The sequence below is a fragment of the Segniliparus rotundus DSM 44985 genome (assembly GCF_000092825.1).
Taxonomy (GTDB): Bacteria; Actinomycetota; Actinomycetes; order Mycobacteriales; family Mycobacteriaceae; genus Segniliparus; species Segniliparus rotundus.
This window is the reverse complement of sequence record NC_014168.1, coordinates 2,782,337-2,798,033: the sequence shown is the minus strand read 5'-3', so window position 1 is coordinate 2,798,033 and position 15,697 is coordinate 2,782,337. Positions and strand designations below refer to the sequence as shown.

The window sequence follows — 15,697 nt, the reverse complement described above, 5'->3', positions numbered from 1 at the left end:
TGTCAAGAGCGGTGAAAAGTCAATCGACCAACACGGAGTGGGCGAGTCTAAACACCGAGGCTCAGGGGGCGAAGCAGAAATAAGTAGGGATGATTCTGCGGCTCCAATTGCTTCTAGTGAGCGCACTGCAGGCCGTGCAGGTGGCGGTTCAAATCCTGAGCAGTGGAAAGGCGTTGCAAATCTAGCAGATCGTTCAATGGACTCGAGCATCTATGGCTCCCAGGGAGGCACCGAACAGCCCTTCAGCTATGCGCAAGAACAATCCGCGTCCTTCAACCAGTTCGGGTCGACGACTGCTCCCGCGATGGGGTTCGCGCCGCCTCCTTCGGGCAATGCTGCTGCGGGGTGGAAGCCGTCGGCTCCGTCCGCGCCGAGTGCGCAAGCAAGCGGGAACAACGCGCTGATGGGGCAGATGCCGCAAGGCAGCACCATCGGGCACCAGCCCGCAGGCGTTGACGCCCTGCGGGGCGCGGAAGCCGCGAAGCCGACAACCATCGAGCCGCACCAGGGCGCCGGGTTGAGCCAGGCACAGTCGCCGCAGGGCGCCCCGACCGCGCAGACGCACAGCGCCCCGCCTCCGCCGCAGCCAGCCGCGCCGCCGCAAACCCCACCGGCGCAGACGTTGCAGTCGTCCTCGTCCGCGACCGCGCCCATGTCCCCCGGCATTCGCGAGGGCACGATCCCGCTGCACCAGCAGCCCGCGACCACGGGCTACCAGTCGATCACCCCGCAGGCCCCGGCCCCGCCGCCGGTGCAACCGGGCTACCAGCAGGTGTCCAGGGGCGTGGACCCGGTCACGGGCTCGTACGCGAACACCCAAGTGCAAGGCAACAACCCGTACCCGGTGCCGTCCCGCGCCCCGGTCTTCCCGTGGCAGGACCGCGACCGCCAACACAAGCACTTGGTCGCGCGGGATTCCGGTGCGGCGTGGTGGAACGACGCGGTGCAATACTTCCTGACTGGATGGCTGCTGCGCGGTCACGAGTCCGAACAAGGCAAGCTCGCGTTCGCCCCACTGCTGGAGCCCGCGCAGGAAGGCCAGCTGCTGCGCAAGCTCGCCGAAGGGATGCCCGCACTGGAGTGGGCGTTCGTGTTCGGCGAGCACGCCACCGAGGGGCCCAGGTGGTTCTGGTTCACGAACCAGGGCCCGATGCTGGCCCCGCTGCGCGGCCGAGGCGTGCCGAGCGCGGCCGCAGGGTCGCTGGAATCCTGGCCCGGCGACTACCTGCACGGGCTCGGGGCCTTCGGACGGGCGCGCACCGCCGCCGAGGCCGCGGTGCTCTTCGCCGAAGGCATGGTGCACGGCGGCGCGTTGACCCAGGTCCGCGCCGTCGTGACGACGGAGGAGATGGGCTCGGAGCTGCGCGACCGGGCATTGGGCGTGAACACGCACGCCCAGGCGGCTTCCGGCGAAGGCCATCTGGACAACACGGTCGTGTTGGACCTGCGGACAGCTCGCGAGCAAGTGCCCGGATTCGCGGACGGCAAGCCGGTGGCGTCGGCCCTGCGGCTGACGCATCCGCTCGCGAGCGCGAACCGGGGCCTGTATCTGCGTTTGGAACGGCTCGCGAGCCTCTGGGCGGACCGGGGCGAGATCGCGCCCGCGGGGCTGCCGATCCCAGGATGGCGGATGGCCGGGCTCGCGCACCTCGCCTCGCACTGGGTGCTCATGGCGCTCGGGCAAGCGTCGGGGAACTGGTCGGGCGAGCGGTCCGGCTGGGTGCCGGTCATGTCCGAGATCCGGGAGGCGCTGTCCTCGACCGAGCCATGGTTCCCGCCGAATCCGGACCTGTCCTCGCACCTCGCCGCGTTCGACCACACCGCGCAGAGTTTCGCCGTGATGACGTTGCGCGACTCCAAGGCGTGGCTGATTGGCGACCTCAGCAATGTGCAGGACCAGAACATGCTGTTCGCGATGCGGGATTCGCTCGCGGACCCGCAACAGCGGGGCGAGCAGTTGCGCAGCCTCGCGGCAGGCTCGTTCGATTCCGCGTGGCGCGTGGTGCTCGCGTGGGAGGCCACGCGCCTGGCCACCGCCCACATCTGGCGCGAGGGCGGCCCGGACGGCAATATGCAGTGGCTCTACGACCTCGGCTACCTCATGCACAAGATGTACAACGCGGATCTGTGCAGCCGGACCGCCAAGTACGACGCGAACGGGGCTTTGGAGCGTTTCGAGGCGTGGGCGCAGAGTTTCGACCAGTACAACCCGAAACCAATGCCCAACCTGGTGTGAGCGAAGCGCCGCGCGGCAGGGCGCACCAGGCAGGCTTTGCATCCTGCGGTGACACGGCGCGGAAACCGTGATGGGAAGGTTGCCGCTTCTGGGAACCAGACGCGGCTGTGTCGCGTCTCACCTATGAGGACGAGCAAAGCGAAAAAGCCGAAAGGAGCCCCATGCGTGTCGGATTGGGACAGCGACTCGAAGCGCTGGGGGCACTACGAGGACGAAGAAGAGACGGTCGAGCGCGTCGTCCGGGCCGATGGCCGTGTGCTCACAGCAGAAGAAGCAGAAGCGTTGCTCGCGCACGAGCAGTCCCCGGCGGTCAGCGCGGTGGTCGATCCTGCCGCCGTGCCTGGCATGGTGGTCGTGCCCGCGTTCCCATTGGAGGCGGACAACGGGTTGCGGATGTTCGTGGAGCTGTGGGAGCAGCCCGACGACGTGACCTTGGCGGTGGGCTTCTCGTCGCAACAGAAACTTGTGGAGCAGCTTGGCCCGAACCAGCCGTGGGCGCTGTTGTCCACGAAGCAGTTTCAAGGCTTGTTGTCGCACGGCGAGGTGACGGCTTTGCTGCTGGACCCGGAGCCCGGCGTCGTGTCGACTCGGTGGAGCAAAGCGGCTCTCGCCGCGCTGGCGGCGATGAACGAAGGAAGGTGAAGTATGGGCGATTGGTCCAAAGTCGTCCTTGACGACCTCGCGGCGATGTCGCAGCAGTTCGAGCAGGGGCACGCTGATTTTGAAGCGGCGGTCGAAGCCGTGAAGGCGGAGCCTGTGGACACGGGCGACGGGACGCTCAATGACTACCTCCAGTACGTCACAGGCCGGATCGAAGAATTGACCATCAAGTCCGCCGAGCTCATCAAAGAGCACGCGGGCAAGGTGAAATACGCCCATGACTCGTACGAGCGCCATGACATCGACAACGAGGAGTTGTTCGAGGACATGGACTTCGAGTACAAGCACTGAGGGAGGCGCGATGAGTTGGGTCGGCGGGGACATCCCGGGATTGCAGGCCATGGGGGCGAAGATGAGATCCGCCCCGGAGAAAGTGAACGGCGTCGTTTCCGAGCTGTCCGCGACGGTTGCCACATTGGGCTCGGACGCGAGTTGGAGCGGCACGGCGGGGGAGGAGATGCGGGGACGGTGGTCCGGGGACTCCGCGAACGTCGGCAGCGTGGGGACGTTCATCGGCCTGATCGGCGCGGCAGTGGGCGATCTGGGGGACAAACTGCAAGAAGTGGAATCCGCCCTGTACAACGCGGCGGATTCCTGCAAAGGCCGGGGCGCGCAGATCGACATGGGCTCGGGCAAGCCGCTCCCGCTCACCGTCACCGGCAACCCGGAAGCCCCCGCTGTGCAGTCGGCCCTTGACGCGCAGAAGGAGTACCAGGCCGCCTACGACTACGCGATGAACGCGGCTCGGACCTACCGGCTGGAGACCTTGGGCAAGCTCAAGGCGATGGTGGAGCCGATTTTCGAGGAAAAGAGCGATAGCACGCTCGCGCCCGACCAGGCGATCACCATGGGGGCGGTGCTCCGGGGCCTGTACACGGCGAAGCTTGAGGCCAAGAACATGCGGCTCGAGGATCTCGACAAGAAACTCGACGCGCAGCACAAGAAGCTCGAAGCGCCTCTGAAGAACGCAGAAACGGAGATCCAGAAGCTTGTCTCCGGCAAGGGCTACGACATCGACCGGGTCGTCGCCGCGATGGAGGGGAAGGACGGCGCCCTCGCCGATTTCCAAAGGATTGAAGGCAGTCTGAATGCGGAAATCGGGGAGCTGAAAAACCAAAAAGACCTCCCTTTCGCCAAGATCCTCAACACGAAGCTGCACGACCTCCCCGCAGTCTCGAAGACATTGAGCAAGCTGGCGCCCGAGCTGAAATTCTTGGGCGACGTGCCGGTGCTCGACATCGCGGCAGCCGCGGGGATCGCCTATTTCCAAGGCAAGGACGACATCGAGAAGGGCGGCGACCCCGTGACCTCGTACGCCAAAGAGGGGGCTGCGGCAGGCGTCGGTGTGCTGGCCGGCATTGGAGCAGCGGCCTGGTTGGCGGGACCCGAGGCGGGGGTACCAGTGGATGCGGTCGTCGGCGGTGTCTTCATTGCAGCTGGTGTCGGGGAGTTCGCCCACCAGGCCTTCCACGAGCATTGGTCCGAGGACATCCACGACCATGGCGTGCTTGGCGGCATCTGGCATGGTGCCGCCAACTCTGCGGAGAGGACCTACGACAGCATCGATCAAACGCTTTCCAAGACCGAAGACACGGTCGAAAACGCCGGCAAAAAAGCCTGGCACGCCACTGAGGATGCCGGAAAAAAAGTCTGGCACAGCATCTTCGGATAGGAGCGACCTATGGCAAAGGGGCCTGAATCCTCGCAGCTTGAACGGGTCAAGTACCTCGGCACCACCTGGCACAAGCGTGGTGCGGCCTACTGGGCGCGGCGAGGCTGGATCGTCTTTGTCGCCCTCCTTATCGTTCTCGTCGTGGCGTTCGTGTCCTTCGCTGTGCTGAAGGGCGTGCTCAGAGGTACGAGCAATAGTCCTGGAGCGCGTGTTGCGGTGCTCGGTGTCTACGCCATCCTCACTCTGCTAGGACTCTGCGAGGGGTATGTCCGGTTTCGGTTCGCGATGGCTCGCAAACGAGACCGCATCACAGACACAGATCGTCGTTACTTCCGCTGGCATGGCTGGTTCGTGGAGAAGAACAAAGCAGTGATGGGTTCTGCGGCACGGATACCGGTCATTTTGTTCTTGTTCTGCTTCGGCGGGGGATACGTTTTGGGCACACAAGTGTGGGAGATACTCGCGCTCTTGCAGAAATACGCGGCGCCCGAGGAATACGACGCTGTGCGGCGGTCCCAAGGCCTGCCGCCGGTGGATTACACGGCGCTGTTGGCTCCCGCAGCTCAGGAGCCACAACGGGCGAGGACGGAGAAACCCGAGAAGCTGCCGCTGATTGGGCGCAGCTGGGCGAAGCGGGGAGCGTGGTATTGGACCCGCCGTGTCGTGTGGACAGTCTTTTTCGTCTGGATCGCCGCTCTCGCGGTGCGGATCACTGCTGAAGCCGTCGTGCTGTGCGCGCAAGGCCAGTGGTTGCAGAACCGGGCGCTCGCGGTGGGCCTCGCGCTCGTGCCGGTGGCGGGGAGCGTGTTCGTCGGGGCCCGTGGGCTCCTCATCTTCTGGAGGACTGTCCGAGAGGGCCGGGACAGCCGTCCTGGGGAATGGAAGCACGTCGGATGGGTGAGTTTGCGGCAGCGCGCGGTCGGCGGCGCGGGCGGGTTGCTGGTGTTCTGGTACTTCTACCATTCCCCGAGCATGGCCCTCATGCACGCGGCGCCTGGTTCGGCTCGCGCCTTCGCCAGATTCCTCCTGCTCTTCGTCGTCGGCATTGTGTTGGCCTGGGCGTTTGCCTGTTTCGGCAAGTACTTCGGCCCCGAGGAGTACGACGCGGTGCGGACTGTGCGGTTTTCCGAGCGAACCCAGGCGTTCATCGACGAGGTCCACGAGTCCTCGCGTCGGACGGAGGCCCAGCTGAGGTACCAGTTGAACGAGGCTTGGCGACCGCCACCGCCAAACTGATCCGCCACGCGGGCGGTCTGTCGCCACGCACAGTGACCGCATGTCCGCAATCCAGGGTTGGCAACTCGGTGGGGCCGCGGACAGCGAGCCGTACGGCGGCCCCGTCCAAGACGGCGCGAATATTGTGACGCACGATATGAGTCGTGTCGCTTGACGCGGAGGCGATCACGGTGCAAGCTAGATCCAACGTCAGGGCGGTTGTTTCGCCACGACGCAAATCACACCGAGGGGGGTGCGGAGTGCCCCGGTGTTGTGGTACTCTGAAGCCTTGCGCTCGATGATGCACGTCTATCAACCGTTTTCCCTGTTGGGTCGTCCCCAGGCCATGCCGAACTTCGGCATGGCGGCTTCGGCAGGTCCGGAACACGGTCGCATGGGCAGGGGCAACGAGGAGCGCGCCGGAAACTGATTCAGCGTTGCAAGCTGAGTGAATGAAGCAACGGCGTCGGGCTTGGGGCCCGAGGCCACAATAGTGCTGGAAGGACTCATTTTGGCAGTCTCGCGCCAAACGAAGGCAGGTCACCCCGGAGCCCCACGTCGAGTCTCGTTCGCGAAGATCCGCGAACCGCTTGAAGTGCCAGGCCTGCTCGATGTGCAGACCGACTCGTTCGCTTGGTTGATCGGCGCGCCGTGGTGGCGCGAACGTTCCCTGGAGCGCGGCCAGCATCTGAACGGCCAAGGCAAGCCGACCTCTGGCCTTGAGGACGTGTTGAACGAGATCTCCCCGATCGAGGACTTCTCCGGCTCCATGTCGCTCTCCTTCTCCGAGCCGCGCTTCGACGAGGTGAAGGCCTCCGAGGCGGAGTGCAAGGACAAGGACATGACGTACGCGGCCCCGCTGTTCGTCACCGCCGAGTTCATCAACAACAACACCGGCGAGATCAAGAGCCAGACGGTGTTCATGGGCGACTTCCCGATGATGACCGACAAAGGCACCTTCATCATCAACGGCACCGAGCGCGTCGTGGTGTCCCAGGTCGTCCGCAGCCCCGGCGTGTACTTCGACAGCAGCATCGACAAGTCCACGGAGAAGACCCTCCACTCGGTGAAGGTCATCCCCAGCAGGGGCGCGTGGCTGGAGTTCGACGTGGACAAGCGCGACACCATCGGCGTGCGCGTGGACCGCAAACGCCGCCAGCCGGTGACCGTGCTGCTCAAAGCCCTCGGGTGGACCAACGAGCAGATCGTGGAGCGGTTCGGCTTCTCGGAGATCGTGATGACCACCTTGGAGAAGGACAACATCGCGGGCACGGACGAGGCGCTGCTCGACATCTTCCGCAAGCTGCGCCCCGGCGAGCCCCCCACGCGTGAAGGCGCGCAGGCGTTGCTGGACAACCTCCTGTTTCAGGAGAAGCGCTACGACCTCGCCCGAGTCGGCCGGTACAAGCTGGGCAAGAAGCTCGGCCTGTCGGAAGTCGTGCCCTCGCACGTCACGACGCTCACCGTCGAGGACATCGCCGCCACCATCGAATACCTGGTGCGCCTGCACGAGGCCACTCCGGGCATCCCGGAGACGATGACCCCGCCCGGCGGCACGGAAGTCCCGGTCGAAGTGGACGACATCGACCACTTCGGCAACCGCCGCCTGCGCACGGTCGGCGAGCTGATCCAGAACCAGATCCGCGTGGGCCTCTCCCGCATGGAGCGCGTGGTCCGCGAGCGGATGACCACCCAGGACGTGGAGGCGATCACGCCCCAGACCCTGATCAACATCCGCCCGGTGGTCGCCGCGATCAAAGAGTTCTTCGGCACCAGCCAGCTCTCGCAGTTCATGGACCAGAACAACCCGTTGTCGGGCCTGACCCACAAGCGCCGTATCTCCGCGCTCGGCCCCGGCGGCCTCTCGCGCGAGCGCGCCGGCCTCGAAGTCCGCGACGTGCACCCGTCCCACTACGGCCGCATGTGCCCGATCGAGACCCCGGAAGGCCCGAACATCGGCCTCATCGGCTCGCTCTCGGTCTTCGCAAGAGTGAACCCGTTCGGTTTCATCGAGACCCCGTACCGCAAGGTCGTCGGCGGCAAGGTCACCGACGACATCCACTACCTCACCGCCGACGAGGAGGACCGCTACGTCGTGGCGCAGGCGAACTCGCCGCTCGACGAGAACGGCAAGTTCCTCGAGGAGCGCGTCCTGGTCCGCCGCAAGGGCGGCGAGGTCGAGTACATCGGCTCCGACCAGGTCGACTACATGGACGTCTCGCCCCGGCAGATGGTCTCGGTCGCGACCGCGATGATCCCGTTCCTGGAGCACGACGACGCGAACCGCGCGCTCATGGGCGCGAACATGCAGCGCCAGGCCGTGCCGCTGATCCGCAGCGAGTCCCCGTTCGTCGGCACCGGCATGGAGCTGCGCGCCGCCATCGACGCGGGCGACGTCATCGTCACGGACAAGACCGGCGTGGTCGAGGAAGTCTCCGCCGACTACATCACGGTGCTCGCCGACGACGGCTCGCGCAAGACCCACCGCCTGCGCAAGTTCGCCCGGTCCAACCACGGCACCTGCGCGAACCAGCGTCCGATCGTGGACGAGGGGCAGCGGGTCGAGACCGGCCAAGTGCTCGCCGACGGGCACTGCACCGAGAACGGCGAAATGGCCCTGGGCAAGAACCTGCTCGTCGCGGTCATGCCGTGGGAAGGCCACAACTACGAGGACGCGATCATTCTGTCGCAGCGCCTCGTGGAAGAGGACGTGCTCACCTCGATCCACATCGAGGAGTACGAGATCGACGCCCGCGACACCAAGCTGGGCGCCGAGGAGATCACCAGGGACATCCCGAACGTCTCCGACGAGGTCCTCGCCGACCTTGACGAGCGCGGCATCATCCGCATCGGCGCGGAGGTCCGCGACGGCGACGTGCTGGTCGGCAAGGTCACCCCGAAGGGCGAGACCGAGCTGACCCCGGAGGAGCGCCTGCTGCGCGCCATCTTCGGCGAGAAGGCCCGCGAGGTCCGCGACACGTCCCTGAAGGTCCCGCACGGCGAGTCCGGCAAGGTCATCGGCATCCGCGTGTTCAGCCGCGAGGACGACGACGAGCTGCCCCCGGGCGTGAACGAGCTGGTCCGCGTCTACGTCGCCCAGAAGCGCAAGATCCAGGACGGCGACAAGCTCGCCGGCCGGCACGGCAACAAGGGCGTCATCGGCAAGATCCTCCCGATCGAGGACATGCCGTTCATGCCGGACGGCACCCCGGTGGACATCATCCTGAACAGCCACGGCGTCCCGCGTCGTATGAACATCGGCCAGATCCTCGAGGCGCACCTCGGCTGGGTCGCCAAGACCGGTTGGAAGGTCGAAGCGGACAAGAAGGGCGAGCTTCCCGAGTGGGCGCAGAACCTGCCGGAGGACGCGCTGGAAGCCCCGCCGAACTCGCGGGCCGCGACACCGGTCTTCGACGGGGCGCGAGAAGAGGAGCTGCAAGGCATCCTCGCGTCGACGCTCCCGAACCGGGACGGCGAAGTGCTCGTCGGCCCCGACGGCAAAGCGACCCTGTTCGACGGCCGTTCCGGCGAGCCGTTCCCGCATCCGGTCGCGGTGGGCTACATGTACATCTTGAAGCTGCACCACTTGGTGGACGACAAGATCCACGCCCGTTCCACCGGCCCGTACTCGATGATCACCCAGCAGCCGCTGGGCGGCAAGGCGCAGTTCGGCGGCCAGCGGTTCGGCGAGATGGAGTGCTGGGCCATGCAGGCCTACGGCGCCGCGTACACCCTGCAGGAGCTGCTCACCATCAAGTCGGACGACGTGGTGGGCCGCGTGAAGGTGTACGAGGCCATCGTCAAGGGCGAGAACATCCCCGAGCCGGGCATCCCCGAGTCCTTCAAGGTCCTCCTCAAGGAGCTCCAGTCGCTCTGCCTGAACGTCGAAGTCCTCTCGAAGGACGGCGCGGCGATCGAGATGCGCGACACCGACGACGACGAATTGGACCGCGCGGCCGCGTCCCTCGGCATCAACCTCTCCCGCCGCGAGCAGGCCACTGTCGACGACCTGGCCCGTTGATCCGCATCAGTCCGTCACATCAACACAGCGCATATTCCGAGACGACAAGACCAGTCAGACTGACTAGACAGGAAGCACAGGGAACGTGATCGACGTCAACTACTTCGACGAGCTCCGGATCAGCCTCGCCGGGGCCGAGGACATCCGCCGTTGGTCCTTCGGCGAGGTGAAAAAGCCGGAGACCATCAACTACCGCACGCTCAAACCCGAGAAGGACGGCCTTTTCTGCGAGAAGATCTTCGGCCCGACCAGGGACTGGGAATGCTACTGCGGCAAGTACAAGCGGGTCCGCTTCAAAGGCATCATCTGTGAGCGCTGCGGCGTGGAGGTCACCAAGGCCAAAGTGCGCCGCGAGCGCATGGGCCACATCGAGCTCGCCGCGCCGGTGACCCACATCTGGTACTTCAAGGGCGTGCCGAGCCGTCTCGGCTACCTGCTCGACCTCGCCCCGAAGGATCTTGAGAAGATCATCTACTTCGCCGCGTACGTCATCACCTCCGTGGACAACGAGATGCGCCACAACGAGCTCTCCACTCTGGAGGCGGAGATGGCCGTCGAGAAGAAGTCCGTCACCGACCAGCGCGACGTCGACCTGGAAGAACGCGCGCAGAAGCTCGAAGCCGACCTCGCCGAGCTTGAGGGCGAGGGAGCGAAGGCCGAGGCCAAGCGGAAGGTCCGCGACGCGGGCGAGCGCGAGATGCGCCACATCCGCGAGCGCGCGCAGCGCGAACTCGACCGCCTGGACGAGGTGTGGACCACGTTCGTCAAGCTTTCCCCGCGCGACATGATCGTGGACGAAATGCTGTACAACGAGATCTCCGACCGATACGGCGAGTACTTCACCGGCGCGATGGGCGCCGAGGCCATCAAGACGCTGATCGAGAACCTGGACATCGAGGCGGAGGCCGACAACCTGCGCGAGACCATCCGCTCGGGCAAGGGGCAGAAGAAGCTCCGCGCGCTCAAGCGGCTCAAGGTCATCGCGGCGTTCCAGGCCACCGGCAAAAGCCCGCTCGGGATGGTGCTCGACGCCGTGCCGGTGATCCCGCCGGAGCTTCGCCCGATGGTGCAGCTCGACGGCGGCCGCTTCGCGACCAGCGACCTCAACGACCTGTACCGCCGCGTGATCAACCGGAACAACCGCCTCAAGCGGCTCATCGAGCTGGGCGCCCCGGAGATCATCGTGAACAACGAGAAGCGCATGTTGCAGGAGTCTGTGGACGCGCTCTTCGACAACGGCCGCCGCGGCCGTCCGGTCACCGGGCCGGGCAACCGTCCGCTCAAGTCGCTGTCCGACCTCCTCAAGGGCAAGCAGGGCCGTTTCCGCCAGAACTTGCTCGGCAAGCGCGTCGACTACTCCGGCCGTTCGGTCATCGTGGTCGGCCCGCAGCTCAAACTGCACCAGTGCGGTCTGCCGAAGCTGATGGCGCTGGAGCTGTTCAAGCCGTTCGTGATGAAACGGCTCGTCGACCTCAGCCACGCGCAGAACGTGAAATCCGCCAAGCGCATGGTCGAGCGGCACCGCCCGCAGGTGTGGGACGTCCTCGAAGAGGTCATCTCCGGCCACCCGGTCCTGTTGAACCGCGCGCCCACGCTGCACCGCCTCGGCATCCAGGCCTTCGAGCCGCAGCTCGTGGAGGGCAAGGCCATCCAGCTGCACCCGCTCGTGTGCGAGGCCTTCAACGCCGACTTCGACGGCGACCAGATGGCCGTGCACCTTCCGCTGTCGGCGGAGGCGCAGGCCGAGGCCCGCATCCTCATGCTGTCCTCGAACAACATCCTTTCCCCCGGTTCGGGCCGCCCGCTCGCCATGCCCCGCCTGGACATGGTCACGGGCCTGTACACCCTGACCTTGCAGAAGGACGACGCGAAGGGCGCCTTCACCGCCGCGAAGAAGGACCACCACGAGGAAGGCGTCTACACGAGCCCGGCCGAGGCCATCATGGCCCTCGACCGAGGCGTGCTGTCGGTGCAGGCCCCGATCAAGATCCGGCTCACCGAGCAACGCCCGCCGGCCAAGCTCGAAGCCGAACTGTTCCCTGAGGGGTGGACCCGAGGCCAGGCGTGGACCGCGCACACGACGCTCGGCCGGGTCATGTTCAACGAGCTGCTGCCTTCGGACTACCCGTTCGTGGACGAGGTCATGCTCAAAAAGCGCCAGGCCGTCATCATCAACGACCTCGCCGAGCGGTACCCGATGATCGTGGTCGCGCAGACCGTGGACAAGCTCAAGGACGCCGGTTTCTACTGGGCGACCCGCTCCGGCGTCACCGTGTCGATGGCCGACGTGCTCGTGCCGCCGAACAAGCGCGAAATCCTCGACACCTACGAGGGCCGCGCGGACAGCCTGGAGCGCAAGTTCCAGCGCGGCGCGCTCACCTCGGAGGAGCGTCGCGACGGTCTGGTCGAGATCTGGAAGCAGGCCACCGAAGAGGTCGGGGCCGCGCTGGAGTCGCACTACCCGGACGACAACCCGATCATCATGATCGTGAAGTCCGGCGCGACCGGCAACATGACCCAGACCCGCACCCTCGCAGGCATGAAGGGCCTGGTGACGAACCCGAAGGGCGAGTTCATCCCGCGTCCGATCAAGTCCTCCTTCCGAGAGGGCCTGACGGTGTTGGAGTACTTCATCAACACCCACGGCGCCCGCAAAGGCCTCGCGGACACCGCGCTGCGCACCGCTGACTCGGGTTATCTGACCCGTCGCCTGGTGGACGTGTCGCAGGACGTGATCGTGGTCGAGTCCGACTGCGGCACGGAGCGCGGCATCAACGTGGCTATCGCGACCAAGGGCCCCGACGGCTCGCTGATCCGCGACCCGCACGTCGAGACCAGCGCCTACGCCCGGACCTTGGCTTCGGACGTCACCGACGCGAAGGGCAACGTGATCGTCGACCGGGGCTCCGACGTCCGCGACGCCACCATCGACGAGCTCATTGGCGCCGGGATCTCGCAGATCAAGGTCCGTTCGGTCCTGACCTGCACCACGAGCAACGGCGTGTGCGCGAAGTGCTACGGCCGCTCGATGGCGACCGGCAAACTGGTGGACATCGGCGAGGCCGTCGGCATCGTCGCCGCCCAGTCCATCGGCGAGCCGGGCACGCAGCTGACCATGCGCACCATCCACCAAGGTGGTGTCGGTGAGGACATCACCGGCGGTCTGCCCCGTGTCCAGGAGCTGTTCGAGGCGCGTGTGCCCAAGGCCAAGGCCCCGATCGCCGAGGTCTCCGGCCGCATCCGCTTGGAGGACGACGACCGGTTCTACCGGATCACGATCATCCCCGACGACGGCGGCGAAGAGGTTGTGTACGACAAGCTCTCCAAGCGGCAGCGGTTGAAGGTCCTGCGCGGCGAGGACGGCTCGGAGAGCGTCCTCGCGGACGGCTCGCACGTCGAGGTCGGCCAGCAGCTGCTCGAAGGGTCCTCCGACCCGCACGAGGTGCTGCGCGTCATGGGCCCGCGCCAGGTGCAGATCCACTTGGTCCACGAGGTCCAAGAGGTGTACCGCAGCCAGGGCGTGTCCATCCACGACAAGCACATCGAGGTCATTGTGCGGCAGATGCTGCGCAGGGTCACCATCATCGACTCGGGCTCCTCGGAGTTCCTGCCGGGTTCCTTGACCGAGCGCGGCGAGTTCGAAGCCGAGAACCGTCGGATCGTCGCCGAGGGCGGCGAGCCCGCGGCGGGCCGCCCGGTGCTCATGGGCATCACGAAGGCGTCGCTCGCGACCGACTCGTGGCTGTCGGCGGCCTCCTTCCAGGAGACCACCCGCGTGCTCACGGACGCTGCGATCAACACCCGCTCCGACAAGCTCATCGGCTTGAAGGAGAACGTCATCATCGGCAAGCTGATCCCGGCTGGCACGGGTGTCGCCCGTTACCGCCAGATCGAGGTCCAGCCGACGGAGGCCGCGCGCGCTGCGGCGTACTCGCTGCCGAGTTTCGCGGAAGGCTACTACGGTTCCGACGCGGATTACGGCGTGGACTACAGCGCTGCGCGCTACAGCCACTCCGGCCCCGCTGTGCCGTTGGACGACTACGATTTCAGCGAATACCAGTGATCTGCTGAGTTCTGCGACCCGCAGGCCCCCGGTTCGCCGGGGGCCTGCGGGCGTTGTGCGGCAGGGCGCCGGGACCGGTGATCTGGCCTCTAGGGCGCCAGTGCGTTACGCTGCATGCATGGCAGGGTTCTTGGGTTTGGGCAACAAGCGCGTCGCCGGGCTGTGTTTGTCCGCCGGTGTGCTGCTGGCGAGTTGCACGCAGGTCGTGGCAGGCAAGGGGAGCGTGGACCAGCCCGCGCTCACGTCGTACCTGTCGTCGAGTTCGAGCAGCTCCGTCAGCTCGGCGTCAGCTTCTTCGAGCAGGGCCGCCGCGGCGAGACAGGTCGTGTGCTCGCAGCATATCCTCGGATACATCGGGGTCATCGCCGCGTGGAACGATTTCGTCGACGCGTTGAACGCCGGCCAGCCGGGACAAGACCAGGCGAAAGCGCTGCAGAAGGAGCTCAAGGACGCCGAGTCGCAGATGCGTTCGGCAGACGCGGACCCGGATTCGGACATCGGCAGCGCGGTGGGCGAATACGTCGACGCTTTGGACGGTCTGTCGCAGATCCTCAGCGGCAGGGCGACCCCGGACCAGATGAACGGGGCCAAAGAGAAGATCAACACCGCCGAGGACAAGTTGTCGCGCATTTGCCTCGGTTAGGCTTCAGCTCTCTCAGGCTGGCCGGGTACGATGCTGAAGACATGATTGCCGAGCAGCACGAACTCCACCAGCGCCGCTGGCGCGCGCTCCCGACATTTTTCACGGGCGTGGTTTTCCTCGCCGGTTGCGCAGGGGTCCTCGCCGGTTGCGCCGGCGGCGGTGCGAAAACCCCTGCCGGCGGCGACAGGCAGGCGGGTCCGGCGAAGCCGAACGGGCCGATGTTCGCCGAATGCGCCGGGCTCACGCCGCAAGAGGTCGCCCAAAAGCTCGGGGCGGCGAGCGCCAGGGTGCAATTCCGCAATTCGGTGACCTGCCAATGGACCGTGGCCGGTTCCATGCAGGCTTCGTTCACCTGGTACCGGGGCAGCCCGATCGGGCGTGAGGAGTCGTGGGAGGGCAAGACCAGGGACGACGTCCAGCGCATCACGATCCGCGGCTACCCTGGCTTTTTGATCCACCAGCAAGACCAGAACCTCTGCGAGCTCGGCGCGGACTTCGGCAACGATTTCATCGAGTGGTCCGTGGAGCTCGGCAGGCGCGGCTCCGGCCAAAACGACTGCGAAGGGACGCGCCAGCTCGCAGAACTGACCATAGATCGGGCGAAGCAATGAGCCGCCGAGCACTGGCAGCCGCTTTGGCGCTGGTGGCCGCGGCGGCCACCGGTTGCGGACCCGGGTCGGGCGGGGCGGGCCCCACGAACACCACGGTGCGCGAGCAAGAGGCCGACCCGTACGAGAACCTCATGCACGAGTGCGAGCTGATCAACGAGAAAGAGATGCTCGACGTGCTCGGCATGAAGGCCAGGTTCCAGACGTTCAACGGCGCGGTGTGCCGGTGGAACGTCATGGGCGGCTCGTCCGCGTTGGAGGTGACTTTTTATTGGTTCGAGACGGGGACTCTGGACCGGGAGAAAGAAACCTTGGATTTCCTCAAATACGACAACCAGTGGCGGGACTTCGACGGCTCCAAAGGCATCATCGCCCACCCGGCTGGCGACGCGTCGATCTGCGGTTCGGTCGCGAAATCGCAGACCGAGGGCATTATCGGCTGGTGGGTGCAACCGGTCTTCGGGTCCGGCGGCGACTCATGCGACAGCGCGACCAAGCTCATGATCAAGGCGCTCAACACCCGGGCCTGACGGGCTTCAGGCGCTTGTGCGCGGCGGCGCTGTTCCGTGGCCGGGGCTG

Annotated in this window: 10 protein-coding genes; all 10 read left to right on the top strand. The window is 66.0% G+C overall.

Annotation, left to right across the window (positions count from 1 at the left end):
- The first annotated feature begins 196 nt into the window (after window positions 1-196).
- The 10 genes from SROT_RS13565 (at window position 197) to SROT_RS13520 (ending at window position 15,648) form a co-directional block, all read left to right on the top strand.
- On the top strand, window positions 197-2,236 hold the full coding sequence (locus SROT_RS13565; RefSeq protein WP_013139593.1) for a hypothetical protein: 2,040 nt from the start codon (window positions 197-199) through the stop codon (window positions 2,234-2,236).
- A 165-nt stretch (window positions 2,237-2,401) separates the two neighbouring features.
- Entirely contained in the window at window positions 2,402-2,878 is a 477-nt protein-coding gene (locus tag SROT_RS13560) for an SAV_915 family protein (RefSeq protein ID WP_013139592.1), read from the top strand.
- A gap of 3 nt (window positions 2,879-2,881) precedes the next feature.
- On the top strand, window positions 2,882-3,187 hold the full coding sequence (locus SROT_RS15810; protein WP_013139591.1) for a DUF6317 family protein: 306 nt from the start codon (window positions 2,882-2,884) through the stop codon (window positions 3,185-3,187).
- 10 nt (window positions 3,188-3,197) lie between these two features.
- A complete protein-coding gene (locus SROT_RS13550) occupies window positions 3,198-4,568 on the top strand; it encodes a WXG100 family type VII secretion target (RefSeq protein ID WP_013139590.1) in 1,371 nt (456 codons plus the stop codon).
- Window positions 4,569-4,577: 9 nt separating this feature from the next.
- Window positions 4,578-5,804: a hypothetical protein gene (locus SROT_RS13545; protein ID WP_013139589.1), complete on the top strand. Its 1,227-nt coding sequence runs from the start codon at window positions 4,578-4,580 to the stop codon at window positions 5,802-5,804.
- 472 nt (window positions 5,805-6,276) lie between these two features.
- Window positions 6,277-9,804 carry a DNA-directed RNA polymerase subunit beta gene (gene rpoB / locus SROT_RS13540; RefSeq protein WP_013139588.1) on the top strand — a complete coding sequence of 1,176 codons (3,528 nt, stop codon included), beginning with the start codon at window positions 6,277-6,279 and terminating at the stop codon, window positions 9,802-9,804.
- An 85-nt stretch (window positions 9,805-9,889) separates the two neighbouring features.
- Window positions 9,890-13,867 carry a DNA-directed RNA polymerase subunit beta' gene (locus SROT_RS13535; protein ID WP_013139587.1) on the top strand — a complete coding sequence of 1,326 codons (3,978 nt, stop codon included), beginning with the start codon at window positions 9,890-9,892 and terminating at the stop codon, window positions 13,865-13,867.
- Window positions 13,868-13,985: 118 nt separating this feature from the next.
- A complete protein-coding gene (locus SROT_RS13530; RefSeq protein WP_013139586.1) occupies window positions 13,986-14,510 on the top strand; it encodes a hypothetical protein in 525 nt (174 codons plus the stop codon).
- Between the two features lie 41 nt (window positions 14,511-14,551).
- Complete coding sequence (locus SROT_RS13525; RefSeq protein WP_148223452.1) at window positions 14,552-15,121, top strand: DUF3558 domain-containing protein; 570 nt, start codon at window positions 14,552-14,554, stop codon at window positions 15,119-15,121.
- Window positions 15,118-15,648 (top strand): DUF3558 domain-containing protein, encoded by a 531-nt coding sequence (locus tag SROT_RS13520; protein WP_013139584.1) that lies wholly within the window; start codon window positions 15,118-15,120, stop codon window positions 15,646-15,648. The genes SROT_RS13525 and SROT_RS13520 overlap by 4 nt, the downstream gene beginning before the upstream one ends.
- Window positions 15,649-15,697 lie beyond the last annotated feature (49 nt).

What these genes read in the sequence shown, in the direction of transcription:
- SROT_RS13565 (WP_013139593.1), top strand. Translation starts at nt 197, where the DNA reads ATGGACTCGAGCATCTATGGCTCCCAGGGAGGCACCGAACAGCCCTTC.
- SROT_RS13550 (WP_013139590.1), top strand. Translation starts at nt 3,198, where the DNA reads ATGAGTTGGGTCGGCGGGGACATCCCGGGATTGCAGGCCATGGGGGCG.
- SROT_RS13525 (WP_148223452.1), top strand. Translation starts at nt 14,552, where the DNA reads ATGATTGCCGAGCAGCACGAACTCCACCAGCGCCGCTGGCGCGCGCTC.
- SROT_RS13545 (WP_013139589.1), top strand. Translation starts at nt 4,578, where the DNA reads ATGGCAAAGGGGCCTGAATCCTCGCAGCTTGAACGGGTCAAGTACCTC.
- SROT_RS13520 (WP_013139584.1), top strand. Translation starts at nt 15,118, where the DNA reads ATGAGCCGCCGAGCACTGGCAGCCGCTTTGGCGCTGGTGGCCGCGGCG.
- SROT_RS15810 (WP_013139591.1), top strand. Translation starts at nt 2,882, where the DNA reads ATGGGCGATTGGTCCAAAGTCGTCCTTGACGACCTCGCGGCGATGTCG.
- SROT_RS13530 (WP_013139586.1), top strand. Translation starts at nt 13,986, where the DNA reads ATGGCAGGGTTCTTGGGTTTGGGCAACAAGCGCGTCGCCGGGCTGTGT.